This window comes from Streptomyces sp. NPDC001157 (assembly GCF_053598255.1).
The window spans coordinates 197,143-223,939 of sequence record NZ_JBSFJW010000003.1; the positions used below are offsets into that span (position 1 = coordinate 197,143).

Sequence of the window (26,797 nt, forward strand, 5' to 3'; positions counted from 1 at the left end):
CGAAGCCCTTGAAGAAACCGTGGGGATCCTGTGAAGGCGCGGGGCGATCGCATCGTAGGGAGGCGCACCCGAACCAGTCAGGGCGAACTCAAGCCATTCACAGGCGGGGATTTCACACGGCAGAACGTCGCCCGGCTGTGATCACAGCAACGGTTCGATGATCTTCACGAGCCGTGCTTCCGTCACCGCTCCCATCCGCACCGCCGCCACCTTCCCGGACGAGTCGACGACGATCGTGAACGGCAGCCCCTGCGTGGTCACCACACCCCGCGGCAGCCTCAGGAGCTGCTTACCCGAGGGGTCGTGCAGGGAGGGGTAATCCAGCCGGTACTGCTTCTGGAAGGCGAGACCGGCACCCCGGCCGACGTCGCTGTCGAGCCCCAGGATGCGCAGTCCTCGGGCGCCGTACTTCTTCTGGATCTTCTTGAGCTCGGGCGCCTCCGCCCGGCAGGGAGGGCAGTAGGAGGCCCACGCGTTGATCAGGACGACCTTGCCGCGGTAGTCGGAGAGGCTGACCGTGCCGCCCTCCAGGGAGGGTCCGGAGAGGTCCGGAACAGCGGGTCGCTCGCCCTCCTTCCAGGTCCTGATCAGCGGATCCCCGGGACTGGCGTCGCTGATGGGCGCTGGGGAGGAGCAGCCGGCGAGGACCGCCGCACAGGCCGCCGCGACAACCGCGTACATGTGTCGAGTCTTCGTCATCGGTCGGCCATTCCCCCGTGCAGTTCGTCCGTCCCCGTCCGCGTCCCGCTGAGGACGACCTCCAGGCTTCCCGACCGCCAGACGCACAGCATCCACGCGGCGGGCAGCTGGAGCGTGTACAGCGCGACGATCGCCATGACGAACGCCCAGTCCGCCGGTGCGACGTCGCCCTCCGCCCACGCCGCCACCCCCGAGCAGACCAGCAGCGCCGCCAGGTAGACGGACCCGTCGACCAGCGTCACGCGCCAGCGCGGCAGCGGCGCCAGCAGGCGCCGGGCCAGCACCAGGGAGACGGTCGCGGCGCCCACGAAGACCGCGTGCCAAGGGTTCTTCCACCAGAAATCGGCCCAGCCCCCGACACTCCCGCCGGGAGCGGCCTGCCAGGCCAGGTCCACACCGGCTCCGACCAGCCAGGACAGGACAACGACGGTGAGCGCGTACGAAACGGCGCCCCGCCAAGTGACAGTCACGTCACTCCCCCTTTCACCGGCGGGCCCCAACTGCCGCCCGCCACCTGATCATTGTGCTCCCCGGCGCTCCGGGGGCCGGGTCCGGGGTCTGCGGCGGACTGTCCTAACGTTCCGTCCATGCCGTCGATACGTCTGCGCCCGACCCGACTCACCCTGGCCGTGGGCGCATGCGTCCTCGCCGTGGGCGGTGCCCTCGCCGCCCACGGCATCGCCTACACCGATGCCGACGCCGGCGTACGCCCCGCCAGGTTCTCCGGCGCACCGCACTGCCACCGCATCGCCGACGGCGCCCCGGCGTCCCTCGGCGGCCTGTCCCGCCGGGACGGCAGCCTTCCCGGGATCGCCGTCTGGGGGGACCGGGACATCGTTCTGCGCTGCGGTGTCACGCCTCCGGGAGTCACCGGTGACCCGTGTTTCGCGGTCGACGGCGTGGACTGGGTCATGGACCTGGCGCAGTCCACCGGCACCAGAAAGGTGATCGTCACCTACGGCCGCGACCCGGCGACCCAGGTCGTCTTCGACGGCTCCAGCCAGACCGACGCGGCTCTGATCGACCTTTCCCGGGTCGTCTCCTCCGTCAAGCAGACGTCCCACTGCATCACGCGCAGCTGAGCCGGTTACGGGTTCTCCCAGGCCGCCGGCTCCGCCGCGAGTTCCCGTACCGGCGCCGGCAGGGCGTCCGCTGCGATGTCCGCGATGGTGACGCCCTCCAGGATGCGGCGGACATTGGCCCGCAGCGCGATCCACAGCGGCAGCAGCGGCTGTGCGGAGCCCGTGTACTCCAGGCCCGTGGGCCGCTCCCCGCGCACGGACACGATCGGGCCGTCGACCGCCCGGATCACATCCGCGACCGTGATCCGCGCGGCCTCGCGGGCCAGCCGGTAGCCGCCGCCGCCCCCGCGCCGGCTGTCGACGATGCCGCCGCGCCGCAGATCGCCGAGGATCCCCTCCAGGAACTTGTGCGGGATCTCCTGCGTGGCGGCGATGGCCTCCGCCTTCACGGGCCCGTCGTCCTGCCGGACCGCAAGTTCAAGAACCGCCCGTACCGCGTAATCCGCCCGTGCCGAGATCCTCATACGACCATTGTGCTGGGTGCGGCCGTACACAATGACCTCGCACGACGACCTCACACGCGCCGCCGACCGGCCGGCCCGACGGGAGGCTCCCTTGGGGCTCAGCAGACGTACCTTCAACGCCCTCGCCGGCACCACGGCCCTCGGCCTGGCACTGGGCGGCAGCGGCGCCATGACCTGCGCGTACGCCGCCCAGACCGCCCCCACGGGCCCGCCGCCCGGCACACCGGGCGCGGACGGGCGGCGGCACACGATCGGCTTCGACCGCTACTCGCTCCTCGTCGACGGCAGACGGCTGGTCGTCTGGTCGGGCGAGATGCACCCCTTCCGGCTGCCGAGCCCGTCGCTGTGGCGCGACGTCCTGCAGAAGATGCGCGCCCACGGCTACAACACGGTCAGCATCTACGTGTCGTGGAACTACCACTCCCCCACCCCGGGGCAGTACGACTTCACCGGCATCCGCGACCTGGACCTGTTCCTGCGGACGGCGAGCGAGACCGGCCTGTACGTCATCCTCCGCCCCGGCCCGTACATCAACGCCGAGATCGACGGCGGCGGCTTCCCCGGCTGGCTGACGGCCACCGAGGGCCGGGCACGGACCACCGACCCGACCTATCTGTCGTACGTCGACGAGTGGCTGACCCGGGTGAACGCCATCGTCGCCCGGCACCTGTACACCCAGGGCGGCGGGACGGTCCTGCTCTACCAGATCGAGAACGAGTACGACGCGTACGTCACCGAGCCGACCGGCCGTGACTACATGGCCCACCTGTACCGGAAGGTCCGGTCCGACGGCATCGACGTACCGCTCTTCCACAACGACAAGAGCCGGAACGGCTACTGGATCCCCGGCTCCTTCGACACGGGCGGCGAGCAGGGACGCTGGCTGTACGGCTTCGACGGCTATCCCTCGCCCACCCTGACCCCGCCCGACTGGGGACACTTCGGGACCGGCGGGGCCAAGGGCGGCGCGACCGCCAGCCCCCGAACCCCGGGTTTCGTACCGGAGTTCGGGGGCGGCTGGTTCGATCCGTGGGGTGGCGTCTGGTTCGGCAAGAAGGGGTACGCGGAGTCGAGGCGGCTGCGGGACGCGGCGTACGAGCGGCGCTTCTACCTCACCAACCTCGCCAACGGCATCACCCTGCACAGCGTCTACATGACCTTCGGCGGCACCTCCTGGGGCTGGCTGCCCGCGCCGGTCGTCTACACCTCGTACGACTACGGGGCGGCCATCGACGAGGGCCGGCAGCAGACCGCCAAGCTGATCCCCATGCACCAGCTCGGGCATCTGCTGCGGCACATCCCGGACTTCGCCAAACTGGACCGTGCGGCGGACGTCGAGACGGACGCCGCGGCGGACGGGCTGAAGGTGTACCACCTGACCAACCCCGACACCGGCGCCCATGTGTACGTCCTGCGCAACGACGGCGAGGTGCCGGTCGCCTCCGAACTCCCGCTGCACGGTGCCGAACTCCCGGTCCCGGTGGCGGTCCCGGCGCAGGACGCGCGGCTGCTGGCCGCCGGGATCAGGCTGGGGCGGCGGAAGCTGCGGTACTCCAACGCCCAGCCCATGCTGGCCCTCAGCGCCGGGCGGCAGCAGATCGCCGTGCTCACCGGGCGGTCGGGAGAGGACACGGTGACCGCACTGGAGTGCGCGAGCGAGCCGACGGTCACCGTGCTGGAAGGGGAGGCCGAGCATGCGTACGCGGACGGGCTGTTGCAGGTCGAGGCCGAACTGGACGGTCTGACGCGGGTGTTGGTGACCGGCGGCGGAACCTCCACCCCCCTCCTCCTGCTCCTCGCCGACGACGAGACCTCCGTACGACTGTGGCCGCACGACACCCCCTCCGGCCCGGTCCTCGTGTACGGGCCCGCCCTGCTGCGGACCGCGGCCGTCGACGGGACGGCGGTCCGGCTGACCGGGGACACCGTCGAAGCGGCGGATCTGGAGGTGTGGGGACCACGTGGAATCCACGAACTCACCTGGAACGACAGGGAGTTGAAGACTCATGCGACCTCCTCCGGCAGCCTGCGCGGTGCGCAGCCGCTGGCCGGTGTCGGGGCGGTCGCACTGCCCGAACTGAGCAACGGCTGGCTGCGGAAGACGGAGAACCCGGAGTCCGCGCCCGGCTTCGACGACTCCTCCTGGACGCCCGCCGACAAGACCACCACCCACAGCACCACACCGGTCCCCGCCGGACAGCCGGTCCTCTTCGCCGACGACTACTCCTTCCACTACGGGGACGTCTGGTACCGCGGGCGCTTCACCGACGCGACCGGCGCCGAGTCCGTGTCGCTGGCCTACAGCACGGGCACGCAGGGGCTGCTGATGGCATGGCTGGACGGGCGGCCGCTGGGCACGCACCGGATGCCCGTGCCGGGCAACAAGACGGTGCGGCAGGGGAGTTGGTCCGCGACGGCCGTCTTCCCGGTACCGGAGGCGCTGCGCACGGACACGCCGCACGTGCTGTCGGTCCTCGTCCGCCGTATGCAGCACGACCAGGACGGCAAGGCCCTGGACACGCACAAGGTGGCGCGCGGGCTGACGGCGGTCACCTTCGCGGGGGCCGCCCCGCAGCTGAGCTGGCGACTGCAGGGCGAGACAGCGCCCGACCCCGTGCGCGGACCGCAGAACAACGGCGGGCTGTACGGGGAGCGCAACGGCTGGCATCTGCCGGGACACGGCGACGGCGGCTGGGAGCCGGTGCGGCTGCCGCGGACGGACCGGCGGCAGGGGGTGACCTGGTACCGAACGTCCTTCCGGCTCGCGGTCGACGCCGGCACCGACGCCTCCATCGGGCTGGTCCTCGACGACGACCCGGCCCGCGCCTACCGCGTCCAGATCTTCCTGAACGGCTGGAACATGGGCCAGTACATCAACGACGTGGGCCCGCAGCACACCTTCGTACTCCCGAACGGGATCCTGCGCACACGTGGCACCAACACACTCGCCCTGGCCGTCCTGTCCGACGGAACCACACCGTCGGGACCGTCGGACGTACGGCTGACGCTGCTGGGCGCGGCGGCCGGAGGAGTACCGGTCGCACCGGTGGCCTCCCCCGGCCGGTCGACGTGAGGTGCTAGGCCAGCCTGATCACGTTCCAGGACAGCGGTTCGAGTGCGGCGGTGAGGGTGCCGTCCCGCAGGGCGGTGCCCTCGACCGTGTGCGGGGCGACCCGCTCGGGGTCGTCGAGGGTGTTGCGGGCGTCCGGGTCGGCGTCGGCGAGGGCGCTGTGCTCGACGACCGACGTCAGGTCCAGGCCGTTCAGGGCGACTTCGAGCGGCAGCGCGTCCGTCAGGCTCCGGTTGACGGCGAAGACGGTGACGGTGCCGTCCTCGGCGCGCACGGCGGTCGCGTGCAGGAGGTCGGCCTGGCCGTACTTCTTCGTCTCGTACGTCGGTGAGTCGACCCGGACGTCGAGGACCTGGCCACGGCCGTACCGCGAGGCCTGCGCGAAGGGGAAGAAGGTCGTCTGGCGCCAGGCCGGGCCGCCGGGCTCGGTCATGATCGGGGCGATGACGTTGACGAGCTGGGCGAGACAGGCCACGGTGACGCGGTCCGCGTGCCGCAGCAGGGCGATGAGGAGGGAACCGAAGACCACGGCGTCCATGACGCTGTAGTTGTCCTCCAGGAGACGGGGGGCCTCCGCCCAGTCCCGCGCGCCGGAGTTCTCGATCTCGTGCCACTCCGAGATGTACCAGACGTTCCACTCGTCGAAGGAGAGGTTGATCTTCTTCTTGGACTTCAGCTTCGCACCGATGTGGTCGGCGGTGGCGACCACGTTCTCGATGAAGGACTCCATGTCGACGGCGGAGGCCAGGAAGGAGTCGACGTCGCCGTCCTCGGGCTGGTAGTAGGCGTGCAGGGAGATGTGGTCGACGAGCTCGTACGTCTCCTCCAGGACCGTCGCCTCCCACGCGGCGAAGGTCGGCATGGACTGGCTGGAGGAGCCGCAGGCGACGAGTTCGACGCCCGGGTCGATCTGGCGCATCGCGCGGGCGGTCTCGGCGGCGATCCGGCCGTACTCCTGGGCGGTCTTGTGGCCGGTCTGCCAGGGGCCGTCCATCTCGTTGCCCAGGCACCAGAGGTTGATGCCGAAGGGGTCCTTGTCACCGTGCGCGGCACGGAGGTCGGACAGGGCCGTGCCGGCGGGGTGGTTGGCGTACTCCTGGAGTTCGAGGGCCTCGGCGACGCCCCGGGTGCCGAGGTTGAGGGCCATCATGGGTTCGGCCTGGGGGCCGACCTTCCTCAGGAAGGCGATGTACTCGGAGAGGCCGAAGCGGTTGGTCTCGGTGGAACGCCAGGCGAGGTCGAGGCGGCGGGGGCGGTCCTCGACGGGGCCGACGGAGTCCTCCCACTTGTAGCCGGAGACGAAGTTGCCGCCGGGGTAGCGGATGGCGGTGACGCCGAGTTCACGGACGAGGTCCAGGACGTCCTGGCGCAGGCCCGCCTCGTCCGCGGTGGGGTGGCCGGGTTCGAAGATGCCGGTGTAGACGCAGCGGCCGAGGTGTTCGACGAAGGAACCGAAGACACGGGGGTTGACCTCGCCGATGGTGAAGGCGGGGTCGAGGGCGAAGCGGGCGGTACGCATGGGCGCCTTTCGGGGTGGGTGGTTGTTGGTTCGTTGGCGGCTGCGGGTTCGTGGGGGTTGCGGGTTCGTGGGGGTTGCTCGCGCCCGCGCGGCGGTAGCCGCATATCGACACAGCCCCGCGCCCCAAAAGTCGCTGGCCGGCCGTCGGGTGTCCAGTTCAGGCAGTACAGTCCTGATGCGTTCGGTATTTCGAAATGCGCTCGTAACTTCGAACGGGACCGTAGATAGGAAGCGCTTGCCAGTCAATGGGTCGGGCAGGACTTTCCAGCCAGGGCTGCGGTTCGAGATTGAACGACGGCGTAGGCTCGGACGGCCTGTCGTGCGGCGTCAGAAGGGGGAGCGATGGACATCGCGGCCGGGCTGCGGCGCTCGCGTAGGGGCTCCCGCATGCGGAAGCTGACGGACGGCCTCAGGGCGGCGATACGGGCCAGACCCAGCCCGCCGGCCGACGCGCGGGAGCTGTGCCGGGCGCTGTGCGAGGAGATGAGCGTGCTGCGCGGCGGGCGGCCGGTGGAACTGCGCTTCGAGCGGTTCCCCGACGAGATCGAAGTCACCGGGCTGTGGGTGGAGTTCTCCGACTTCGACCTGGTGATCGTCGAGGAACGGGCCGAGGCGGTGCAGCAACTGGTCATCCTCGGCCATGAGTTGTGGCATCTGCACGCCGGGCACAGCCATCACCATGTGGCGGGGGCGGCGCTGGCCGACCGGCGCAGATGGACCGACGTGGCGTTGTCGGTGGCCGCGCGCGACGGTTCCCGCGTGGCCGACGAGGCGGAGGCCGACGACTTCGGGCACCGGCTCGCGGCCGCGTTCCGACCACTCCTGTCGGGGCACGGCCCGGACACGCAGCCCGGCCCCGTGCAGCGTTCGCTGGGCTACCGCAGAGGCAGGAGGACGGGATGAGCACTCTGCTGGCGCTCGACCCCTCCGGCCTCCTCGGCCAGCTGTACATCTCGTTCTGGATCCCCACCGTCGTCCTGACCGCCGCACTGGCGATCAAGCTGCCCACCATCATCCGGCTCTGGCGGGATCCGCTGCTGCGCTCGGTCGGCGGGCTGCTGCTGCTCGCCTGCGCCGTGTTCGTCTTCGCGGCTCCGGCGACGATCGCACGGGTCAACCGCATCACGGGCGTACCGAACTTCGCGGCGCCCCTGGTGTACTCCCTGCTCACCGCGTTCTGCGGCTCCTGTCTGCTGCTGATCATCGCCTGGCGCAACGGCCTGTCCGACCGCTCCGCCGGGACTCGCCGCGCCATGCGCCTCGTCATCTGGGTCTACTCGGGCGTGATCGTCGCGCTGTGGGTGCTGTTCGTCCTCGCCCACGCGCCGGTGGAGCGGGTGCGTGACCTGGACACGTACTACGCCAACACTCCGTTCATGCGCGAGGAGACCCTGCTCTATCTCCTCGCGCACTGCACGGCCGTCCTCATCACGTCCCGGCTGATCTGGAACTGGGTGCGCACCGACGGACTCGACGCCTGGCTGCGCTGGGGGCTGGTGTGCCTGGGCGTCGGCTACGCCCTCAACCTCATCTTCGACGCCGCCAAGCTGACCGCCGTCGGCGCCCGCTGGACGGGCCACGACCTGGACTGGCTGAGCACCGATCTCGCGCCGCCGGTCGCCTGCCTGTCCGCCATCCTGATCGCCGTGGGCTTCATCCTCCCGCACGTCGGCCAGTTTCTGCACGACCGCTGGCGGGTGCGCCTGGTCCACCGCGAACTGCGGCCCCTGTACCTGCTGATGAAGTCCGTCAACGGCTCCGGCGTGCCGTTCGTGCTGCGCGCCTCCCCGGATCTGCGGCTGATCCGTCGCGAGACCTTCATCCGCGACATACTGCTGCCGCTGGCCCAGCACATCGACGAGGACCTGCGCAGGCGCTCGTACGACGCCGCGCTCGCCCTCGGCTTCACGCCCGGACGGGCGAAGGCGCTGGCCGCCGCCGTGACCATCCAGGACGCCGTCGGCCGTCGGAGCCGGGCCGCGGACGGGAGCGACACCGGCGGCTCCGACACGACCGTTCTCCTGCAGGAGATCGGAGCCGTCTCCCGAGCCCTCCGCAACCCCGACGACCTCGACGCGGTCCGTGCCCGCACGGCCGCCCCGGCACAGAACGAGCCCGTACATGACTGAACGCCCCACCACCGCCGTCGTCCTGGGCGGCTCCCTCGCCGGTATGCTCGCCGCCCGCGCGCTGGCCTGCGTCGCCGACCACGTCACCATCGTGGAACGCGACATGCTGCCGGCCGGTCCCGAGCCCCGCAGGGGGCTCCCCCAGGCCCGGCACGTCCACCAGCTGTGGTCGGGCGGGGCGCACGCGCTGGAAGAGCTGCTGCCGGGCCTCGTCGGACGGCTGCTCGACGCCGGAGCACACCGGCTGCCGGTGACCGAGGACATGGTGGCCCTGTCGCCGTACGGCTGGTACCGGCGGTGGGCCGAGTCGCACCACATGCTGCTGTGCAGCCGGGACCTGCTGGATGCGACGGTGCGGGCGGCCGTCCTTGCCGACGAGCGCATCACACTCGTCGAGGGCACCGAGGTGCTCGGGCCCGTCGGCAGCGCCGCGGCGGTGACCGGCGTACGGATCCGGCCACACCGCTCCGGGGCCGCCGAACGGACTCTGCCGGCCGACCTCGTCGTCGACGCCACCGGGCGCGGCTCACGCGCGGCGCACTGGCTGAGGGGGCTCGGGCTGCCGCAGGTCGAGCGGCGCGAGGTCGACTCCGGGATGGCGTACGCGAGTCGGGTGTTCCTGGCCCCTGCCGGGGCGCGGGAGGGCTTCCCGGTCGTCAGCGTCCAGCCGGACCCGCGCACCGGAGAACCCGGGCGCGGGGGCGTGCTGCTGCCCGTGGAGGACGGACGGTGGATCGTCACGCTCTTCGGTTCCCGAGGCGCCGAACCACCCACCGGAGCCGAGGACTTCCTGCGGTACGCGCGTGAGGACCTGCGCCACCCCGTGATCGCCGAACTGCTCACGCACGCCGAGCCGTTGACGGACGTGGCCTACACGCGGACGACCGCCAACCGCCGCCACCACCATGAGCGGATGCCGGCCTGGCCGGAGAACTTCGCCGTGGTCGGGGACGCCCTGTGCGCGCTCAACCCGGTCTACGGGCATGGGATGTCGGTCGCCGCCCAGAGCGCGGTCGCACTGCGCGACACGGTACGGCGGCACGGCTGGGGTTCGGCGGGCCTGGCCCGGCGGATCCAGAAGGCCGTGGCGCGGCCGGCGTCGGCGGCCTGGGACCTGGCTCTGGGGATGGACGTGTTCTATCCCGGGGCGACCGAGAACGGCCCCACTTTGCGCGACCGGCTGGTGGCGGCGTACGTCGGCCGACTGCTGTACACCGCCACCGGGAACGGGCGGATCGCCGCGCGGGTCACGGATGTGACGTCGTTGGAGCGGGGAGCGGAGGTGCTGCTGACACCGTCCGTGCTGCTGGCCGCACTCGTCGGCCCGCTCAGACCGGCGTTGAGCGGGCCGCCGTTGACGGCCGGGGAGCGCAAGGCGGCAGGGCTCAGCCCCTGAAGGGCGGTTGCTCCAGCCCTTTTCCGACGCCGGGCACGACCAGCAGGGAACCCGCCACCGGGTGAGGTGCCGTGAGGCCCACTCGGGCCGTGGTGATGTACAGGTCCGTGAGGTCCGGGCCGCCGAAGGTGCAGGCGGTCACGCGGGGCGTGGGGAGTTCGATCACACGGTCCAGTTCGCCGTCGGGTGTGTAGCGGCGTACCGCCGCGCCGTCCCAGAGCGCCACCCACACGCAGCCGTCGGCGTCCACCGTCAGCCCGTCGGGGAAGCCGGCGCCGTCCTCGATCTGCGCGAACCGGCGGCGGTCCGCCACCCTGCCGTCCTCGTGGTGGAAGACGTCGACCTGCCGCGTCGGCGAGTCGACGTAGTACATCAGGCGGCCGTCGGGGCTCCAGCCGGTGCCGTTGCTCACGGCCACGTCGTCGAGGACGAGCTCGACCGAGCCGTCCCCGGTGATCCGGGACAGCGTGCCGCCGCCCGCCGTCTCGTCGTAGCGCATGGTGCCGGCCCAGAGGGAGCCGTCGGGGGCGACGGCGGCATCGTTGGCACGGCGGCCGGGGACGACCTCACGGTGCAGCCAGCGGAAGGTGTCGTCGGGGTCGACGAGCCCGACCCCGTCGCGGAGGTTGAGCACCAGCCCGCCGCCGGCCCTCGGCTTGGCCGCGCCCACGTGCTGGTCGGTGACGCGGGTCGTGCGACGGCCGGTCACCGGGTCGTACGTGTACACACGCGCGCCCAGGATGTCGATCCAGATCAGCCGTCCGGCGTCCGCGTCCCAGGTCGGCCCCTCGCCCAGGGTGGCCTCGGCACGCACCGCCACCTCGTACGCGGTCATGCCACGGTCCGGTGGCCGAGGCGCTCCGACAACTCGACGGCGCCCTTGGCGGCGAGCTGCTCCAGCTCGGCGCGGCGCTCGTCGCTCCAGCGGATCATGGGCACGGAGATCGAGAGGGCGGCCACGACCTGCCCGGCACGGTCGCGGACCGGCGCCGCCACACAGCTCACATCCGGGTTGGACTCACGGCTCTCGACCGCGATCCCGCGCTGACGGATCTGGGCCAGGGCCTCGCGCAGGGCGGACGGCTCGGTGATGCTGTTGGGAGTCATCGCGACGAGCTCGGCGTCGTCCGGGATCCGAGCGGTGAGTTCCTGCTCCGGAAGGGAGGCCAGCAGCATCTTTCCGACGGACGTGCAGTGCGCGGGCAGCCTGCGTCCGGCCGCCGACACCATCCGCACCGCATGGGTGGAGTCCACCTTGGCGATGTAGATGACGTCGGTACCCTCCAGGATCGCCACGTGCACCGTCTCGTCGCAGGTCTCGGCGACGGACCGGGCCACCTGCTGCCCCTCGGCCGCGAGGTCCAGCTGCTCGGCGTACCGGCTCCCGAGCTGGTACGGCCGTACACCGAGCCGGTAGCGTCCCGGCTGCCCGGGCACCTGGACGATGTACGAGCGGGCGGCGAGCGTGGTGACCAGCTCGTGCACGGTGGTGCGCGGCAGCTGCAGCTTGCGCACTATGTCCGGGGCGGAGAGCGTCCCGTCCCCGTCGAGGAAGAGCTCAAGAATGTCGAGAGCCCGAGTCACGGCAGGTACCAGGCGTCCCACGACCGGCCCCCTCCCTTGTTGTCCGAGGTTGTTGTCTGAGGTTGTTGTCTGACGGTGTCGAGCTTAGGCGCCTGTTCGAAATTTCAACAGACGATCGGCATGACGAACACAGGCTACGCATAGTGCGTTTGCCCGGGCAATGGTTCTGCACAGACCACCTGACGACCCCTGTGGTACTACTGTCCCCCATGTGCGACACGTCACATCATGTCGCGCACGGGACAGCCGCGGCGGGCGGGGTCGGCGGCGCCCCGGTGGTGTGATTGGGGGGGTCCATGCGGGAAATGGTCAAGGGCTCGAACGTGTCTCTGGCGGCCCTGAGCGAGAACGTCGGTTCAGTGATCGTCGGTCTGAGCTGGGTGAGCCCGAGCGGCGAGGGCGACGCGGACGTGTCCGTCTTACTGCTGGACCCGCACGGCAAGGTGCGCAGCGACACCGACTTCTACTTCTACAACAACCCGGTGGCCGCCGACGGGAGCGTGCAACTGCTGGGGAAGACACCGACAGCGGACGGCAACGAGGACCGCATCGGCTTCGACCTGACCGCGGTGCCGGCCGACGTGGACCGGATCGTCGTAGCCGCGAGCCGCTACGAGAGTGCCCGGTTCGGGGAACTGGAAGACCTGAGGCTCACGCTGGCCGACGGCGCCGGCGAGCACCTGCTGCGCTTCACGATCGACGACGCCGACTCGGTGAGCGCGATCATCTTCGGCGAGCTGTACCGGCGTGCGGACGAGTGGAAGTTCCGGGCCGTGGGGCAGGGCTACGAAGCAGGGCTGGCCGGCCTGGCGGCGGACTTCGGCGTGGACATCGACGACGACTCGGCCGAGGCGGAAGCACCGGAAAGCAGAGAGCCCCTGGATACGGCGGTCCCCGCCGCGCCCGCCGAGGCTCTTGCGCGGACCGCTGCCCTCGAGGCCATCCCGGCTCCCCGGCGGCCCAGCGGCGAGCCCGAGACCGGGCCGGGGAAGTCGCCCGCACGGCCTCGCACGGCGAAGAAGAAGGTCACGCTGCCCAAGGAGACCCGGAAGTCCCTGGCGGAGAACGAGACCTGGAAGGAAGCACGGCTCTTCCCGGTTTCAGTGCTCAAGAGCGACCGGGACCGGGAGACGCGTGCCACCTCGGTGCTGCTGTCGGTGATGGCGCAGGTGCCGGAATTCGGCCGCAGGCTGACGGCCGCGTTCGGAGCACCGGCGGGCCGTATGGAAACGTTCACCGAGGTCTCCCTGCCGCACGGCGACACACCCCGGCGCCCCGACGGGGTGATCCGCGTCGAACGGGCGGGGAAGCTGTGGACGGCGCTCATCGAGACCAAGACCAACGGCAACTCCCTCAAGGCCGAACAGGTGCAGGCGTACATGGACATCGCCGCCCGTCGTGGCTACGAGGCCGTGATCACGCTCTCGAACGACGTCGCTCTGGAAGGCAGCCCGCTCGTCGACGTCAAGATCGACGGGCGACGCAAGCACAAGGTGGCGCTGCGGCATCTGTCCTGGGCCGAAGTCACCCACCAGGCACAAATGCTGATCCGGCACGAGGGTGTGGGCAACGCCGCGCACGCCTGGCTGCTGCAGGAGCTGCTGCAGTATCTGCAGCACGAGAACTCCGGCTGCCACGGCTTCCAGAACATGGGCTCGGCCTGGGTGCCCGTGCGCAACGGAATCGACGACGAGACCCTGTGCCAGGGTGACGCGCGGGCCCTGGAGGTGGTCGAGAGCTGGGAGCGGCTCATCCGCCAGGTGTGTCTCGGGCTCGGTGGCGAACTCGGTCAGAAGGTCCTGCCGGTCCAGCGGGCCAAGCGCGGGGCCGATCCCGGGGCCCGCCGCTCTCGGCTGGCGGACCAGCTCTGCGCCGACGGGCGGCTCCAGGCGGAGCTGCGCGTCGAGGGTGCACCCGGTCTGCTGACCGTCACCGCCGACCTGCGGACCGGCAGGCTGCGCACGTCCGTCGAGATCCCGGCACCGGACCAGGGCTACCCACTGACCTGGGCCAAGCGGCTGATCCGTCGGCTGGAGGAGGCGCCGGCGGACCTCCACGTCGAAACGCTCGTCGAAGGCGAAGCGGGCGGGCCCCGGGGAACTCTGGAGCGCCTGCGCCCCGAGCCGGCCGACATGCTGCCGAAGAACGCAGCCACCCGGATCACCGGTTTCCGTCTGTCCCTGCTCAAGGGCATGGGCAGCGGCCGTGGCAGCGCGGAGACCGGCTTCATCCGCAGCGTGGACGACGCGGTGCAGCGCTTCTACATGACGGTGGTGGTCCACCTGGACGCCGCGACGCCGCGGCGGGCTTCGTCGAAGGAGCGTACGGGGTAAGGGAGTTACGACCGGCAGGACGTAGATCGGAGTGCCCGTGGACGTGCTGGTGACCGGAGGCAGTGGGTTCGTCGGTTGTCATCTGGTGAAGCGGTTGCTGGAGCGTGGGTATCACGTGCGCACCACCGTGCGCAGTGTCGCGAACAGAGCGAAGGTCGCGCCCCTGACCGCGCTGCAGGACCGCTTTCCCGGACGGCTGGAGCTGTTCGAGGCCGATCTGCTCGTCGACGGGGCCTTCGACGAGGCGATGAAGGGGTGCGAGGTCGTCTTTCATGTCGCCTCGCCCTTCTTCATGCCGGAGAAGATCAAGGACGGGCAGCGGGACATGGTCCAGCCCGCCCTTGTCGGTACGCGCCATGTGATCGGGAGCATCGAGCGGACAGCCGGCGTCCGCAGACTCGTCCTCACCTCCACCGTCGGGGCGATATTCGGCGACTACGCGGACGTGCGGGACATGGAGGGGCAGGTCCTGACCGAGGCGTACTTCAACACCACCAGCACCGTCGAGAACAATCCGTACCACTACGCCAAGACCGTCGCGGAGCAGGCCGCCTGGGAGGCCGAACGCTCCCAGGACCGCTGGCGCATGGTCGCCGTCAATCCGGGGCTGGTGCTCGGGCCCTCCCTGACCCCCGCCTCCGAGTCCGGCAGTCTCTTCCTCCTCGATGAGCTCTTCAAGGGGTATTTCTTCTACGGCGCCCCCGACTTCAGCTTCACCACGGTGGACGTGCGGGATGTCGCGGACGCGCATATCGCCGCGGCAGAGAAACCGGACGCCCACGGGCGTTACATCCTCGCGGCGGAGCGGATGACGTCCTTCCACGAGATGGCGCGGATCCTTCGGGGGCGGTATCCGAGAGATCTACGGCTGCCGCGAAATCGCCTTCCGCACTGGCCCGTTCGCATCCTCGGCCCCGCCTTCGGGCTCACCCAGGACTACATCCGAGGTCATCTCGGCATCCGGTTCCAGGTCGACAACAGCCGTAGTGTCGAGGAGCTGGGCATCAGCTACCGGCCCGTCGAGGAGACCCTCCTGGACCATTACGAGGCGTGGCGCGCGCAACGTCGAAAGTGACGCGGACCTCCCCGGGCAGTGGGCTTCACCGCCGCCCCGCCTCCCCCAGCACCCCCCTCAACCTCTGTGCCCTGAGCACCAGTTCCAGCTCGAAGCGGCGGTCCGGGTCGTCGATCTCGTCGCCCCACAGCTCGCGGATCTGGCGGAGGCGGTAGCGGACGGTCTGGGGGTGGACGCCCAGCCGGGCGGCCACCTCCGGGGCCCCACCTCGTGTCTCCAGCCACGCCAGTAACGTTTCAGCAAGCCGGCGGCCGTGCGCCGGGCCGCAGTGGGTGAGCGGGGCCAGACAGCGCAGGGCGAGGTCGTCGATGAGTTCCTCGGGCTGGAGCAGGACCAGGGCCTCCGTGTGTTCCGTGCAGTACAGGACGTCCCCGGCGGGCAGCAGCCTCCGTTCCATCAGGTGTACGGCCGCCTCGGCCCAGCGCAGCGACTTCGCCGCGTCGGACAGGGGTACGGGCGGCCCGATCGCCCCGGACCAGCCGGTCAGCGCCCGGTGCAGCAGCTCGGGACGGCCGGCCGCGTCCGGCTCGGGGACGACCATGCGGGGCTGCTCGTACTCCATGTCGAGCAGCACGTCCTGCCCCACGGCGGGGGCGACCGCCTCGCGGGCCGGCCGGAGCAGGACGCCGACCGCGACCTTGCGCGGCAGTGTCCAGCCGACCCGGGCGGCGCGTTCGGTCAGCGCCTCGGCCGGGTCGCCCCGGTGGTGTTCGGCGAGGAGCAGTTCCAGCAGCCGCCGCTGGAGCCTCAGCCGCTCCCCGGCCTGCCGCGCCGCCGCCTCCGCATAGCCGCGCACCGACTGGTCGACGAGGCCGTCCAGGTACTCGTAGCCCGCGTCGACGAGTTCGTACATCGCGGGCGGCGGGATCTCGACCCGCTGGCCGATCTCGGCGAAACGGCGCCAGGCAAGGCGTACGCCCATGCGGTAGATCGCCTGCAGGGAGTCGAGTGAGCGGCCGTGCAGGCCTTCGCCGCGGCCGAACTCCTGGAAGACGCCCGGCGGGACCGTCGGTCGGCCCTCCGACTGCTCCAGGTGCTGGACGAAGACCTCGATGGCCCGTCGGATGCCCACCAGAGCCATCGGCTCGCCCGACTCGTCGAGGACCACGGGCAGGTGCGGGTACTCGCGGCGGATCTCGCGCAGGATCTCCTCGGCGAGGGCAGGCGCCTCGGCCATGGCGAGGGCGGCGAAGCGGCGGACCTGGAGACGGGGCACGTCGTGCCAGGCCGAGCGGGTGGTGACGGCCGGCGAGCGGGCGGGCGTCACAGGTCAACTCCCTTGCCCGGCTTGCTCGTACGTGATCAAGGGGGTGTTGGGCTGGGCGGGCGTCGCGTCGAGCAGCGCGACGATGCCGAGCGCGGCACCCACGGCGAGCGCGGCGGCGGCCACGACGGTGAGCGCGGCTGCGAGCAGTCTGGACATCGCAGGGTCAGCCTCTCTGTCCGGAGGTCGTCCCACCCCGGTGCCCCACCCCTGCCTGTCGGCCCCAGTCTCGACAAGCATTGACACCCCGTCAAGAGCAGCCTACGGTTCCCGGCCCAAGGCCCCGTCTTCCCGCCAGTCCGGCGTCGCGGGCCGGAGCGGCCCGAACTCCGTCATCCCTCCCCCTGGAGTGCCCGGATGCGCCGTACAGCCTCCCCCCTTTCGCTGATTCTGCTGGGACTCGGCACGTTTCTGCTGGTCCTGGCGCCGATGCTGGCCTGGTACGTCGAACCGCGGGCCGCCGTGAACCCGATCGACATCGACACCACCGCCGTCTACAGAGGCACCGGAAGCTACTTCGACACCGATGAGATCAAGACAGTCCACGACAAGCCCATCACGGTCACCCAGCAGGTGCGCGGCAACGTCGCGGACAGCGAGAAGAGCGGGCGGGCGGTGTGGGACGTGACGACGACGGTCGACACGGACAAGTCGCTGCCGGCCGCCGATCCGCACGACGCGCTGGAGTTCTTCCTCAACCGCTGGGTGACCAACCGCCACACCAACCAGCCGGTGCACTGCTGCAAGGAGAACCCCTACTTCGAGGGCGACGCCTATCTGAAGTTCCCCTTCGACGTGCGCCGGAAGTCGTACCGGTGGTGGGACAACTCACTCGGTTCGACCGTCACTTTGCATTACTCGGGCACCAAGAAGATCCAGGGGTACCGGGGTTACCGCTTCACCGGCACCGTCCCGCCGTCGAAGATCGGGACGCGGCTGGTCCCCGGCACGATCGTCGGCCAGAAGAACAAACCGCAGGTCCTGGCCGAGGAGTGGTACTCCAACCACGGCATCGAGCTGGTCGTCGACCAGCGCACCGGGCGGGTGCTCTACGCCCAGGTCGGCCCGCGGCGCACCCTGCGGGCGCCGGGCGCCGAGAAGGACGCGGTGGTGCTGCTGGACAGCCAGAGGCTGGCGTTCACCACCGCCACACAGAAGGACCAGGTGAAGCTGGCCAAAAAGGAGAGCGGCCGACTGCGCATGGTGGGGCAGACGTTGCCGATTACCGCCGCTGTGGCCGGATTCGTACTGGCGGTGGTGGGTGGGGTTTTGGTGGTACGAGGAAGGAAGCATCCTGATTCACCCGAGATGCCCCGGACTTCGCGGGCTTAGCTCACGATGTGACATGACGTCAGTTCTAATAAGGCGGAAATTTGTCACCCCGGTGAGTAGCCGTGGCGAACGGCTGGGCGAAAACTGTCCAACCCCACCCAAGCACAACGTGTCCACACCCCCCGCCCATGAAGAGCTCAGTCCCCCCACAGCAAGTCCGGAAAGCCACTGCTGAGTTCCGCACCCTGAGACGAGTTGGAGCACCCATGCCCCAGCACGTGCCATCCCCGCTGCGCGCCACGCACCCCTGGGCTCCGCAGCACCCCTCGGCGCTCCCCCCACAACCGCGCCGAATCGTTTTCCTCGCCCACCGGGATCTCGACAATCCGGCGGCCGGCGGCTCGGAGCTGCTGGTCGACCGGCTCGCCGAAGGGCTGACCGACCTCGGCCACCAGGTGACCCTGATCTGCGGGGGTCCCGCGGCCTTCCGGGACTACCGGGTCGTGTCGGCCGGCGGCGAGTTCGCCCACTACCTGCGTGCCCGTTCCGCCTTCGCCCGTCAGGTCGGCGAGACCGATCTGCTGGTCGAGGTCTGCAACGGGATGCCGTACCTCGCGCCCTACTGGCACCACGGGCCCACGGTCTGCCTGGTCAACCACGTTCACACCGATCTGTGGAAGATGCGGTTCGGCGGGCCCCTGGCGCCGGCCGCGCGGATCGGCCGAAGACTCGAGCAGTGGGCGCTGACCGGTGCGCAGCATCGCAGCCTGCTGGTCGCGGTCTCTCCCTCGACCGCGCATGCCCTGCGGGGGATCGGCGTCTCGCGGGACCGGATCCGTGTGGTGCACAACGGTGTTGAGGAGCCCGGGCCGCGGGACGAGCGGTCGGCCGAGCCGCTGTTCGTGGCGGTGGGCAGACTCGTCGAGTACAAGCGGATCGATCTGCTGCTGAGACTCTGGGAGCGGGTGCGGCCCGTGACCGGGGGCCGGCTCGTGATCGTCGGCGACGGGCCCGAGCGGGGGCGGCTGGAGCAACTTGCCGGGCCCGGCGTGGAGTTCGTGGGTCACGTCTCCGAGGCGGAGAAGCACCGGCTGTTGTGTGCGGCCTGGTTGTTGCTGCATCCCTCTGCCGTGGAGGGGTGGGGGCTGGTCGTCACCGAGGCTGCGGCTCGGGAGACGCCGACCATTGCCTTTGATGTGCCGGGATTGCGGGATTCCGTCGTGGACGGGGAGACCGGGGTGCTGGCGCACGGGGAGTCCTCGTTTGCGGCTGCGTGGTGTGCGCTTGCGCTGTCCGGGCATCGGCGGGAGGAGATGGGCAAGGCTGCCCGTGACCGGGCGGCGCGGTATCGCTGGCACCGTACGGTGAGACAGTTTCGGGCGGTGGCTGCGGAGGCGGTGCGGCACGCCTCCGGCGGGGGTGAGCCGGACTATGCGCCGCGTCGGTGAGGTCACCTCTCGGCTGGCCGTCGTTTGTGGCTGGTCGCGCAGTTCCCCGCGCCCCTTTAGGGACGCGACAGCACCCCAAAGTACGAAGGATCCGTCTTTTCGGCGGTCCCTTGCCCTCTTCCGGGCCTTCCGTCATGAACAGGACGACCCCGAAGCCTGCTACTCCCTGCTCGCCCGTGACGCCGCCGATCAGGTCGAGGCCTACGACGGGGCCGTCATCGGCCGGACCGTCGTGGACGTCGGCGGCGGAGGCGGGTACTTCACGGAGGAGTTCCGCCGTCGGGGCGCCAGCGCCTACCTCTTCGAGCCCGACGTGCAGGAACTCGGCGACAAACCGCCCGACGGGGCCGTGATCGCCGACGGGTATCTGTTGCCCTTGCGGGACGGTGCCGCGGATGTGACCTTCTCCTCCAATGTGCTGGAGCATGTCGCCGATCCGCAGACATTCCTCAGCGAACTCGCCCGGGTGACGCGGCCCGGTGGGCTGATCTATGTGTCGTTCACCAACTGGCTGTCCCCGTGGGGCGGGCACGAGTGGGCGCCGTGGCACTACCTCGGTGCCGAGCGGGCCCGCGCCCGCTACCGGCGGCGTACCGGGAAGCCCGCCAAGCACACCCTCGGCGAGAACCTCTTCGCCGTGCACATCGGCGCCACCCTGCGGCAGGTGCGCGCCCGCGACGACGTCACGGTCGTCTCGGCGCGCTCCCGCTACTGGCCCTTCCTCGCGGAGACCGTCGTGAAAGCGCCGGGGATACGTGAGGTGGCCACCTGGAACCTACTCCTCATCCTCCGGCGGTGTCCCCCATGACGACCACGGTCCAGGCCCCTCCTCCGGCAGCCGTCCACACCACCGCGGCCACCTCGGGTCCGCCGGAGGGCCCGCGGTCGCGGCGCTGGCTGGTGGGGTTCTGGGCCGTGGCGTTGCTGCTGTTCCTGGTGGTGCACCCGGGTCGGCAGACCTTCGACACCAAGCTGGGTGTGACGGTCGACCCGGGTGCCTTCTTCTCCGACCTGGGGCAGCTGTGGCACGACCAGGGCAGCTTCGGCGGTATCCAGGACCAGTACGCCGGCTATCTGTGGCCGATGCTGCCGTTCTACTGGCTGGCCCACGCCGTGCATCTGCCCGTGTGGCTGGCGGAGCGGCTGTGGCTGTCGCTGATCGTGTCCGTCGCCTTCTGGGGCGCGTTGCGGCTGGCCGAGCGGTTGCGGGTGGGGAGCAGTGGGTCGCGGCTGCTCGCGGGGGTCGCGTATGCGCTGTGGCCCGTCTTCACCATCGTCGTCGGGTCGACGTCCGCGGCCGCGCTGCCCGGTGCCTTTCTGCCCTGGGTGCTGCTGCCGCTGACGAACGAGCGGTACAGCGCCCGGGTCGCCGCCCTGCGCTCGGCGCTGATGGTCCCCTTCATGGGTGGCGTCAACGGCGCCTCCACCCTCGCCTCGCTGCTGCCGGTCGGGCTGTACCTGCTGTCCCGCCCGCCAGGGCCACGACAGCGCAAGCTGATCGCCTGGTGGGCGCCGGGGGTCGTCGTGGCGACGGCATGGTGGTGGATACCGCTGGTCATGCTCGGTGTCTACGGCGAGAACTTCCTTCCGTACGTGGAGACTTCGCAGACCACGACGGCCACCATGTCGGCGACGGAGGCACTGCGCGGGGCCGGTGACTGGGTCGCCTATCTGCACTTCGGGGAGGCCTGGCTGCCGGCCGGGTGGACGGTCGTCGCGTCGGTGATCGTCGTCGTGTGTTCGGCGCTCGCCGCCGCGCTCGGTCTTGCCGGCCTCGCGAGACGGGACATGCCGGAGCGGCGGTGGCTGGTGCTGACCGTGGTCTCCACGGTTGTGGTGCTGCTCGCCGGGTACGGCGGCGCGTTCGGTGCTCCCTTCCACGGGGTCGTGCAGGACTGGCTGAACGGCGGGCTCGTTCCCTTCCGGAACATCTACAAGTTCCAGACGGGGCTGGCGCTGGCGTCGGTGCTGGGGCTTGCGCATGTGGTGGGGGTGGCCACCGAGTCGCATGGCGCCCGGCCGGTGCGTGGGCGACGGTTCGCCCCGCTGGTCGCCGCGGTGCTCATCGTCCCGGGGCTGATGTGGCCGTATCTCAACGGCTCGATCCTCAACCCGGGGTCCTTCCAGGAGCTTCCCAAGTACTGGAAGACCACGGCGAGTTGGCTGGAGAAGTACTCCCCGGACTCCCGTGCCCTCGTCGTCCCGGCCACCTCGCACGGCATCTACACCTGGGGCTCGCCCATCGACCAGCCCCTCGACGTCCTCGCCAAGTCCCGCTGGGCGCAGCGGGACTACGTGCCCTTCGGCACCCCCGGCAACCGGCGCGCGATGGACGCGGTGGAGGACGCGCTGGCCTCCGGGAGCGACGTCCCGGGGCTCGCCGACTACTTGAGCCGGGCGGGGATCTACTACGTCGTCGTACGCAACGACCTCGATCCCGACCAGATCGGTTCCGTGCCGACCACGACGGTGAAGCGGACCCTGGAGCAGTCGGGGTACGTCAGGGTGACGGGCTTCGGGCCGGTCATGACCGGCGGGAAGATCGCGCACGACGCGCCGCTCCAGGTGGAGGGGCTCTATCCGCGGCAGCGGGCGGTCGAGATCTACGAGCCCCCGGGCGAGGGAGTTCCGCGACCGGGCCAGGCCCATCTGCTGCCCGTCTCCGACACCGCCGTCGTCTCCGGCGGGCCCGAGGCCCTGCTGCCGCTCGCCTCCGAGCTGCGCGGCCGTGCGACCGTGCTGACCGGCGACAACCACCCCGGGCTCGGCTCCCCGCCGCTCCAGGTGGTCGGCGACGGGTTGCGCCGCGCGGACACCCGGTTCGGGTTGGTCAGCGGCAACACCTCGTACACGTACACCGGTTCCGAGCGGAACGCGCCGGACGCCGTGCAGGACGCGGGGAAGCAACCGCACCAGATCCTGCCGGTCAAGGGGCTCGACCACCAGACGGTGGCCCAGTTGCGCGGCGCCCGCTCGGTGACGGCGTCCTCCAGCGGCAACTGGCTCTTCCACCTCCCGCAGTACGACCCGGTGAACGCCTTCGACGGCAACCCGGACACGGCCTGGGCGGAGGGCGCACCCGGCTCGGCGGACGGGCAGTGGCTGCGCATCGGCTTCACCGACTCGTACGACATGCCGTCCTCGTTCGAGGTGACACCGCTGCCGCAGGAGAGCGTGCGGTCGGCGGCGACGAAGGTGCGGGTGGAGACGGAGAAGGGAAGCAGGACCAGCTTCCTGCGGCCGAACGGTCAGACGCAGAGCATCAAGGCACCGGCGGGCGCGACGAGTTGGATGAAGCTGACGATCGTCGACTCGGTGGAGCGTCGCTCGGGTCTGACGGGGGCGGGCTTCTCCGAGATCGCCCTCCCGCACGTCCAGGTGACCCGTCTGCTGCGGCTGCCCACGGACGCGGACGACTCCGACGCCGCCGCCACCCTCGTCTCCCTGCACCGCACCCCCGACCCCACCGGCCTCTCCTCGACCGGCACCGAGGCGGGCCTGCACCGGCGCTTCACCACGGCCACGGCGGGGACGTACGAGGTGAAGGCGGGCGCGGTGCCGGTCAGCGGCGAGGCACTGGACAAGCTGCTGTACGAGGTCGCCCCCGACCAGCAGAGCCGCATCGTCGCCACCGCCGACTCCACGGCGGCCCTCGGCGCGGACCTGTCGGCGCGCAACCTCACCGACGGCGATCTGACGACGGCGTGGATCGCGGGCGACCGGCCGACGATCCATCTGAGCTGGAGCGGCAAACAGCCGGTGGGGGAGATCGTGCTGGCGCCCGCGGGCGGCCTGTCGACCCGTCCCACGCAGGTGGACATCAGCTCCCCCGACGGCGCGACCATCGCCGGCGTCGACGAGAACGGCGTGACCCGCTTCGACCCGATCACCACCGACCGCCTGGACATCACGATCACCCGGACAGCGCCTCTGACCCTGCACAACCCCGTCGCCGACGAGGACCTGCAGCTCCCGGTGGGCCTGACCGAGGCGTACATCCCGGCACTCGACCAGTACCGTACCCCGCAGCCCAGCAGCTCCCGCGCCTTCTCACTGCCGTGCGGACAGGGGCCGGACGTGGCGGTGGACGGCAAGCTGTACCAGACCAGCGCCAAGGGGACGGTACTGGACCTGACGGAGCGCCGGGCGGTCGATGTGACGCTCTGCCGGCAGAGCCGTGACGACGGAGAGCTGGAGCTGACCGCCGGGCCGCACCGTGTCGAGGCCGGGGACGCCGGGCCGCTCACCCTCACCGACATGACCCTGACCCGCGGCACGGTCACCGAACCCACCGCCATGGAACGCCGGTTGACGATACGGGACTGGCTGGGCGACCGCCGCGAGGTGACCGTCGGCTCCGGTGCGGCCACGTACCTGACGACGTACGAGAACTACAACGACGGCTGGAAAGCCACCCTGGACGGCAGGGAACTGACCCCGGTCCGCCTCGACGGCTGGCAGCAGGGCTGGCGGATCCCGGCCGGGGCGGGCGGCACCGTCAAGCTGTCGTACGAGCCCGCGACGACCTACGAGGGCGGGCTGATCGGCGGCGGGGTGGGCCTGGCGGTCCTGGTCGGACTGGTCGTCTGGCGCCGCCGCTCGCCGAACCCCGACCCGCCGCAGCCGGTACCGCCGCTGCCCGGGCTGTGGCTCGGCACGGTGGCCCTGACCGTGGTGGGCGTGCTGATCGCCGGTTGGTTCGCGCTGCTGGTGCCCGCGCTGGCACTGCTGGCGTACCGGCGGCACGCCCTGCTCGTGCCGGTCGCGTTCGTCGCCCTCGCGGGGGCGGGCATCGCGGCGGCCACGGGGGCCGGGGAGCCCGTGGGCGCGGGCGAGGGCGCCTTCGGCCACACGGCCCAACTGCTCGCGCTGATCGGGCTGTTCGCGGGCCTGGTGAGCGTACGGGAGCCCGACGAGGGGCCGGGGTCTACGGCGGTGCTGCCGCCGGTACCCGGCTCCGAGGCCCCGACCCGACCACTCCCGCAGCGGCGCCGGGGCACGAACGGACCGGCACCCGAGGGCGAGGCCCCGCCACCCCCGCCGCCCGACGCCGGGCCGACCGTCTCGGCGCGCGGCCCCGGCGGGCCCGATCCCGACCCGCCGACCGCGCGGATCCAGTTCCGCAAACCGAAGTTCCGGCCGACTCCGCCCGAGCAGCCGGAAGCCCCCAGGGGGAGGGACGAACCCACGTGACCGCACTCGAACACCCCGCCCGCGCCGACGGCCCGGCAGCCCGACCACCGGCCCGCATCCCCTTCCCCGTCGTCGACGAGGTCGCCCGGCACTGCCTCCAGGAGGAGGAACCGGAGACGGTCCACATCGAGGTCCACCTGCCGGGCCCCCTGGACCGCGACCGCCTGCGCGCGGCCTTCACAGAGGCCCTGCGCCGCCACCCCCGCATCCTGATGCGCGAGGCCACCGGCCACTGGTACCGCCGCCGCTACGAGTGGGAGCTGACCCCGGATCCGGACACGGAGGTGGTGACCTTCCCCCCGACGGGCCCCTCCGCACTACGGGACGCCCGAACCCGAGCCCTGACGACGGCACCACCGCTGACCTTGTCACCGCCGATACGGCTGGAGGTGGTGGAGAACGCGGGTCCGGCTGAGGGCAGCGAGGCGTCGGACGCGGTGGGCGAATCCCACGTAGCTGCGGCCGCCGTACCTGCCGTAGCTGCGGGCAATCGTGCCGCTAGGGCAGCTTCCGACCCGAAGAGGGCGGTACCCGGCGAGCGCCGGCAAGCGACCCCACCCCCCGCCAGCCACAACACCGGCGCCGCACAAAACACCGGCACCGTCCTCTTCCTCACCATCAACCACACGGCACTGGACGGCCCCGCCTGCCTCCGAGTCCTGGCCACCGCCGCAGAGATCTACAGCGGCAGGGACAACTCCCCCACCGCACCCCCCATCCGCACACCCGACACCACCCCCCAGCCCCCCATCGACACCCCGTCCAATTGGTCCCCACCCGCCAGGGTGGCCCAAGGCACCCCCGAACCCTCCCCCGGCAACGGCATGCTCGTCACCGAACTCCCCCTCCCCCACCGCCCCAAGGGCTCCCCCTACACGGTGAACGACCAGCTCATGGTCACCACAGCCCTCACCATCGCCCACTGGAACAGAGAACACGGCGCAAACCCCCGCCCCCTCCGCATCACCATGCCCGTGGACGACCGCCCCCGAGACGCCACCATGCCGATGGGCAATGGCACCCGCCTGGTCGAAGTCCCCTTCTCCCCCGAGGAGTTGGCCGCCCACGACCCCACCGTCATGCCCGCCCTGCTGCGCCGCACGGCAACCCGCACACGAGCCCTCAAATCCCTCCCCCGCCCCCAACTCGGCCACGGCGCAGCCCTCCTCACCGCCCCCGTCACCCCCGTGGCCTGGCGCGCCGCCCTCACCCGGGGCCTGCGCAGAGCCGCCGCGCCCTGGACGTCGACCACACTGCTCAGCAACATCGGCCGCATCCCGTACCCCCTGGACTTCGGCGAGGAGGCGGGCCGCGCGCACGCGGTCTGGTTCTCCGCGCCGGCCCGTATGCCCCGCGGCCTGACCGTCACCACCGCCTCCACCGCGGGCCGCCTCCACCTCGCCCTGCGCTGGTCCCGCGCCCTGCTCAGCCACGGCGACGGTGCCCACCTCCGCGATCTGTTCGAGCACTATCTGCACTCCACGGAGGTGACCCCGTGAACGCGACCACCGCCCCCGTGCACCGCCCCGACCTGCGTGACTTCTACGAGGACCCCGCCGTCCCGGTCGCCTCCGGCACCCCCCGCAGCCTCCGCCAGGCCCGCATGCTGGCCGCCGCCCTCGGCCCGGCGGCCACGGGCACGCCCCGCACCATCCTCGACATCGGCTGCGGCGACGGCACCGCGGCCGCCACCGCGGCACCGCTCCTGACCGGCCACCGCATCATCGGCGTCGACTGGTCCCAGGACGCCCTGAAACGGGCCCGCACCCACCTGTCGTACGCCATCCGCGGCGAACTCACCGACGGCGGGCTCCCGTTCAAGGCCGCCTCCGCCGACGCGGTGCTGTTCAGCGAGGTGATCGAGCACCTCGTCGACCCGGATGCCGCCCTCGACGAGATCCGCCGTGTCCTGCGTCCGGGCGGCCATCTGATGCTCTCCACCCCGAACCTGGCCGCCTGGTACAACCGCGCCCTGCTGCTGGCGGGCGTACAGCCCGTCTTCTCCGAGGTCAGTCTGCGGGCGATCCACGGCCGACCGGGAACGGAGGTGGTCGGACACCTGCGGCTGTACACCGCCCGTGCGCTGCGGGAGTTCGTCGCCGCGTCCGGCTTCGAGATCGTGGATGTCAAGGGCGCCCCGTTCCACGGCGTACCCCGCCCCCTCCGTCCCCTCGACCGGCTGGCCTGCTCCAGACCCTCGCTCGCCTCGATCCTTCTCCTGCACGCCCGCAGGACAAAGACGTAGAGGGGGCACGTCATGTGGTGGGGA

At 71.1% G+C, this 26,797-nt stretch carries 21 protein-coding genes; 13 read left to right on the plus strand and 8 right to left on the minus strand.

Features of this window, described 5'->3' with window-relative positions; genetic code table 11:
- Positions 1-141: 141 nt before the first annotated feature.
- Together ACWDAG_RS07035 and ACWDAG_RS07040 are read right to left on the minus strand one after the other, a co-directional pair.
- Entirely contained in the window at positions 142-699 is a 558-nt protein-coding gene (locus ACWDAG_RS07035) for a TlpA family protein disulfide reductase (protein ID WP_450694563.1), read from the minus strand.
- Positions 696-1,169: a hypothetical protein gene (locus ACWDAG_RS07040; protein ID WP_450694564.1), complete on the minus strand. Its 474-nt coding sequence runs from the start codon at positions 1,167-1,169 to the stop codon at positions 696-698. The genes ACWDAG_RS07035 and ACWDAG_RS07040 overlap by 4 nt, the downstream gene beginning before the upstream one ends.
- A gap of 117 nt (positions 1,170-1,286) precedes the next feature.
- Between ACWDAG_RS07040 and ACWDAG_RS07045 the strand changes: the two genes are divergently transcribed.
- Positions 1,287-1,781, plus strand: a complete 495-nt coding sequence (locus ACWDAG_RS07045; protein ID WP_450694565.1) for a DUF3515 family protein — start codon at positions 1,287-1,289, stop codon at positions 1,779-1,781.
- Between the two features lie 5 nt (positions 1,782-1,786).
- On the opposite strand, the gene ACWDAG_RS07050 is transcribed toward ACWDAG_RS07045, so the two are convergent.
- Positions 1,787-2,245 (minus strand): RrF2 family transcriptional regulator, encoded by a 459-nt coding sequence (locus ACWDAG_RS07050; protein WP_450694566.1) that lies wholly within the window; start codon positions 2,243-2,245, stop codon positions 1,787-1,789.
- A 91-nt stretch (positions 2,246-2,336) separates the two neighbouring features.
- On the opposite strand from ACWDAG_RS07050, the gene ACWDAG_RS07055 reads away from it, so the two are divergent.
- Positions 2,337-5,318 (plus strand): beta-galactosidase, encoded by a 2,982-nt coding sequence (locus ACWDAG_RS07055; RefSeq protein WP_450694799.1) that lies wholly within the window; start codon positions 2,337-2,339, stop codon positions 5,316-5,318.
- A 4-nt stretch (positions 5,319-5,322) separates the two neighbouring features.
- Here ACWDAG_RS07055 and arfA read toward each other — a convergent pair whose 3' ends face one another.
- Entirely contained in the window at positions 5,323-6,834 is a 1,512-nt protein-coding gene (gene arfA / locus ACWDAG_RS07060; protein WP_450694567.1) for an arabinosylfuranosidase ArfA, read from the minus strand.
- A 342-nt stretch (positions 6,835-7,176) separates the two neighbouring features.
- Here arfA and ACWDAG_RS07065 point away from each other — a divergent pair, with 342 nt between their 5' ends.
- From ACWDAG_RS07065 to ACWDAG_RS07075, 3 genes are read left to right on the plus strand one after another with little or no spacing between them, the layout of a single operon-like run.
- Positions 7,177-7,737 (plus strand): toxin-antitoxin system, toxin component family protein, encoded by a 561-nt coding sequence (locus ACWDAG_RS07065; RefSeq protein WP_450694568.1) that lies wholly within the window; start codon positions 7,177-7,179, stop codon positions 7,735-7,737.
- A complete protein-coding gene (locus ACWDAG_RS07070; protein ID WP_450694569.1) occupies positions 7,734-8,963 on the plus strand; it encodes an MAB_1171c family putative transporter in 1,230 nt (409 codons plus the stop codon). Before ACWDAG_RS07065 ends, ACWDAG_RS07070 begins: the two co-directional genes overlap by 4 nt.
- Positions 8,956-10,359: an FAD-dependent oxidoreductase gene (locus ACWDAG_RS07075; RefSeq protein WP_450694570.1), complete on the plus strand. Its 1,404-nt coding sequence runs from the start codon at positions 8,956-8,958 to the stop codon at positions 10,357-10,359. The genes ACWDAG_RS07070 and ACWDAG_RS07075 overlap by 8 nt, the downstream gene beginning before the upstream one ends.
- Here the strand turns inward: ACWDAG_RS07075 and ACWDAG_RS07080 are convergent.
- Both ACWDAG_RS07080 and ACWDAG_RS07085 read right to left on the minus strand, forming a co-directional pair.
- Positions 10,349-11,194: an SMP-30/gluconolactonase/LRE family protein gene (locus ACWDAG_RS07080; protein WP_450694571.1), complete on the minus strand. Its 846-nt coding sequence runs from the start codon at positions 11,192-11,194 to the stop codon at positions 10,349-10,351. The two genes, ACWDAG_RS07075 and ACWDAG_RS07080, sit on opposite strands and share 11 nt — an antisense overlap.
- Complete coding sequence (locus tag ACWDAG_RS07085) at positions 11,191-11,964, minus strand: IclR family transcriptional regulator (protein WP_450694572.1); 774 nt, start codon at positions 11,962-11,964, stop codon at positions 11,191-11,193. Before ACWDAG_RS07085 ends, ACWDAG_RS07080 begins: the two co-directional genes overlap by 4 nt.
- A 275-nt stretch (positions 11,965-12,239) precedes the next feature.
- Between ACWDAG_RS07085 and ACWDAG_RS07090 the strand changes: the two genes are divergently transcribed.
- Together ACWDAG_RS07090 and ACWDAG_RS07095 are read left to right on the plus strand one after the other, a co-directional pair.
- Complete coding sequence (locus ACWDAG_RS07090; RefSeq protein WP_450694573.1) at positions 12,240-14,276, plus strand: TerD family protein; 2,037 nt, start codon at positions 12,240-12,242, stop codon at positions 14,274-14,276.
- Positions 14,277-14,313: 37 nt separating this feature from the next.
- Positions 14,314-15,351: an NAD-dependent epimerase/dehydratase family protein gene (locus ACWDAG_RS07095; protein WP_450694574.1), complete on the plus strand. Its 1,038-nt coding sequence runs from the start codon at positions 14,314-14,316 to the stop codon at positions 15,349-15,351.
- Positions 15,352-15,376: 25 nt separating this feature from the next.
- Here the strand turns inward: ACWDAG_RS07095 and ACWDAG_RS07100 are convergent, their stop codons facing one another.
- On the minus strand, positions 15,377-16,618 hold the full coding sequence (locus ACWDAG_RS07100) for a PucR family transcriptional regulator (RefSeq protein WP_450694575.1): 1,242 nt from the start codon (positions 16,616-16,618) through the stop codon (positions 15,377-15,379).
- 3 nt (positions 16,619-16,621) lie between these two features.
- Entirely contained in the window at positions 16,622-16,774 is a 153-nt protein-coding gene (locus ACWDAG_RS07105; protein WP_390663468.1) for a hypothetical protein, read from the minus strand.
- A gap of 198 nt (positions 16,775-16,972) precedes the next feature.
- On the opposite strand from ACWDAG_RS07105, the gene ACWDAG_RS07110 reads away from it, so the two are divergent.
- From ACWDAG_RS07110 to ACWDAG_RS07135, 6 genes are all read left to right on the plus strand, one after another.
- Positions 16,973-17,947, plus strand: coding sequence for a DUF3068 domain-containing protein (locus ACWDAG_RS07110; RefSeq protein WP_450694576.1), 975 nt, complete (start codon positions 16,973-16,975; stop codon positions 17,945-17,947).
- Positions 17,948-18,153: 206 nt separating this feature from the next.
- On the plus strand, positions 18,154-19,335 hold the full coding sequence (locus ACWDAG_RS07115) for a glycosyltransferase family 4 protein (protein ID WP_450694577.1): 1,182 nt from the start codon (positions 18,154-18,156) through the stop codon (positions 19,333-19,335).
- Positions 19,319-20,143 carry a class I SAM-dependent methyltransferase gene (locus tag ACWDAG_RS07120; protein ID WP_450694578.1) on the plus strand — a complete coding sequence of 275 codons (825 nt, stop codon included), beginning with the start codon at positions 19,319-19,321 and terminating at the stop codon, positions 20,141-20,143. Before ACWDAG_RS07115 ends, ACWDAG_RS07120 begins: the two co-directional genes overlap by 17 nt.
- Positions 20,140-24,528, plus strand: a complete 4,389-nt coding sequence (locus ACWDAG_RS07125; protein ID WP_450694579.1) for an alpha-(1->3)-arabinofuranosyltransferase domain-containing protein — start codon at positions 20,140-20,142, stop codon at positions 24,526-24,528. Before ACWDAG_RS07120 ends, ACWDAG_RS07125 begins: the two co-directional genes overlap by 4 nt.
- On the plus strand, positions 24,525-26,027 hold the full coding sequence (locus ACWDAG_RS07130) for a condensation protein (RefSeq protein ID WP_450694580.1): 1,503 nt from the start codon (positions 24,525-24,527) through the stop codon (positions 26,025-26,027). Before ACWDAG_RS07125 ends, ACWDAG_RS07130 begins: the two co-directional genes overlap by 4 nt.
- Complete coding sequence (locus ACWDAG_RS07135; RefSeq protein WP_450694581.1) at positions 26,024-26,773, plus strand: methyltransferase domain-containing protein; 750 nt, start codon at positions 26,024-26,026, stop codon at positions 26,771-26,773. Before ACWDAG_RS07130 ends, ACWDAG_RS07135 begins: the two co-directional genes overlap by 4 nt.
- Positions 26,774-26,797 lie beyond the last annotated feature (24 nt).

Bases quoted from the DNA above. Each gene is read 5' to 3' on its own strand.
- ACWDAG_RS07075 (WP_450694570.1), top strand. From the start codon at position 8,956: ATGACTGAACGCCCCACCACCGCCGTCGTCCTGGGCGGCTCCCTCGCC.
- ACWDAG_RS07105 (WP_390663468.1), bottom strand. From the start codon at position 16,774: ATGTCCAGACTGCTCGCAGCCGCGCTCACCGTCGTGGCCGCCGCCGCG.
- ACWDAG_RS07050 (WP_450694566.1), bottom strand. From the start codon at position 2,245: ATGAGGATCTCGGCACGGGCGGATTACGCGGTACGGGCGGTTCTTGAA.
- ACWDAG_RS07035 (WP_450694563.1), bottom strand. From the start codon at position 699: ATGACGAAGACTCGACACATGTACGCGGTTGTCGCGGCGGCCTGTGCG.
- ACWDAG_RS07045 (WP_450694565.1), top strand. From the start codon at position 1,287: ATGCCGTCGATACGTCTGCGCCCGACCCGACTCACCCTGGCCGTGGGC.
- ACWDAG_RS07090 (WP_450694573.1), top strand. From the start codon at position 12,240: ATGCGGGAAATGGTCAAGGGCTCGAACGTGTCTCTGGCGGCCCTGAGC.
- ACWDAG_RS07110 (WP_450694576.1), top strand. From the start codon at position 16,973: ATGCGCCGTACAGCCTCCCCCCTTTCGCTGATTCTGCTGGGACTCGGC.
- ACWDAG_RS07120 (WP_450694578.1), top strand. From the start codon at position 19,319: ATGCGCCGCGTCGGTGAGGTCACCTCTCGGCTGGCCGTCGTTTGTGGC.
- ACWDAG_RS07065 (WP_450694568.1), top strand. From the start codon at position 7,177: ATGGACATCGCGGCCGGGCTGCGGCGCTCGCGTAGGGGCTCCCGCATG.
- ACWDAG_RS07080 (WP_450694571.1), bottom strand. From the start codon at position 11,194: ATGACCGCGTACGAGGTGGCGGTGCGTGCCGAGGCCACCCTGGGCGAG.
- ACWDAG_RS07070 (WP_450694569.1), top strand. From the start codon at position 7,734: ATGAGCACTCTGCTGGCGCTCGACCCCTCCGGCCTCCTCGGCCAGCTG.
- arfA (WP_450694567.1), bottom strand. From the start codon at position 6,834: ATGCGTACCGCCCGCTTCGCCCTCGACCCCGCCTTCACCATCGGCGAG.
- ACWDAG_RS07115 (WP_450694577.1), top strand. From the start codon at position 18,154: ATGCCCCAGCACGTGCCATCCCCGCTGCGCGCCACGCACCCCTGGGCT.
- ACWDAG_RS07125 (WP_450694579.1), top strand. From the start codon at position 20,140: ATGACGACCACGGTCCAGGCCCCTCCTCCGGCAGCCGTCCACACCACC.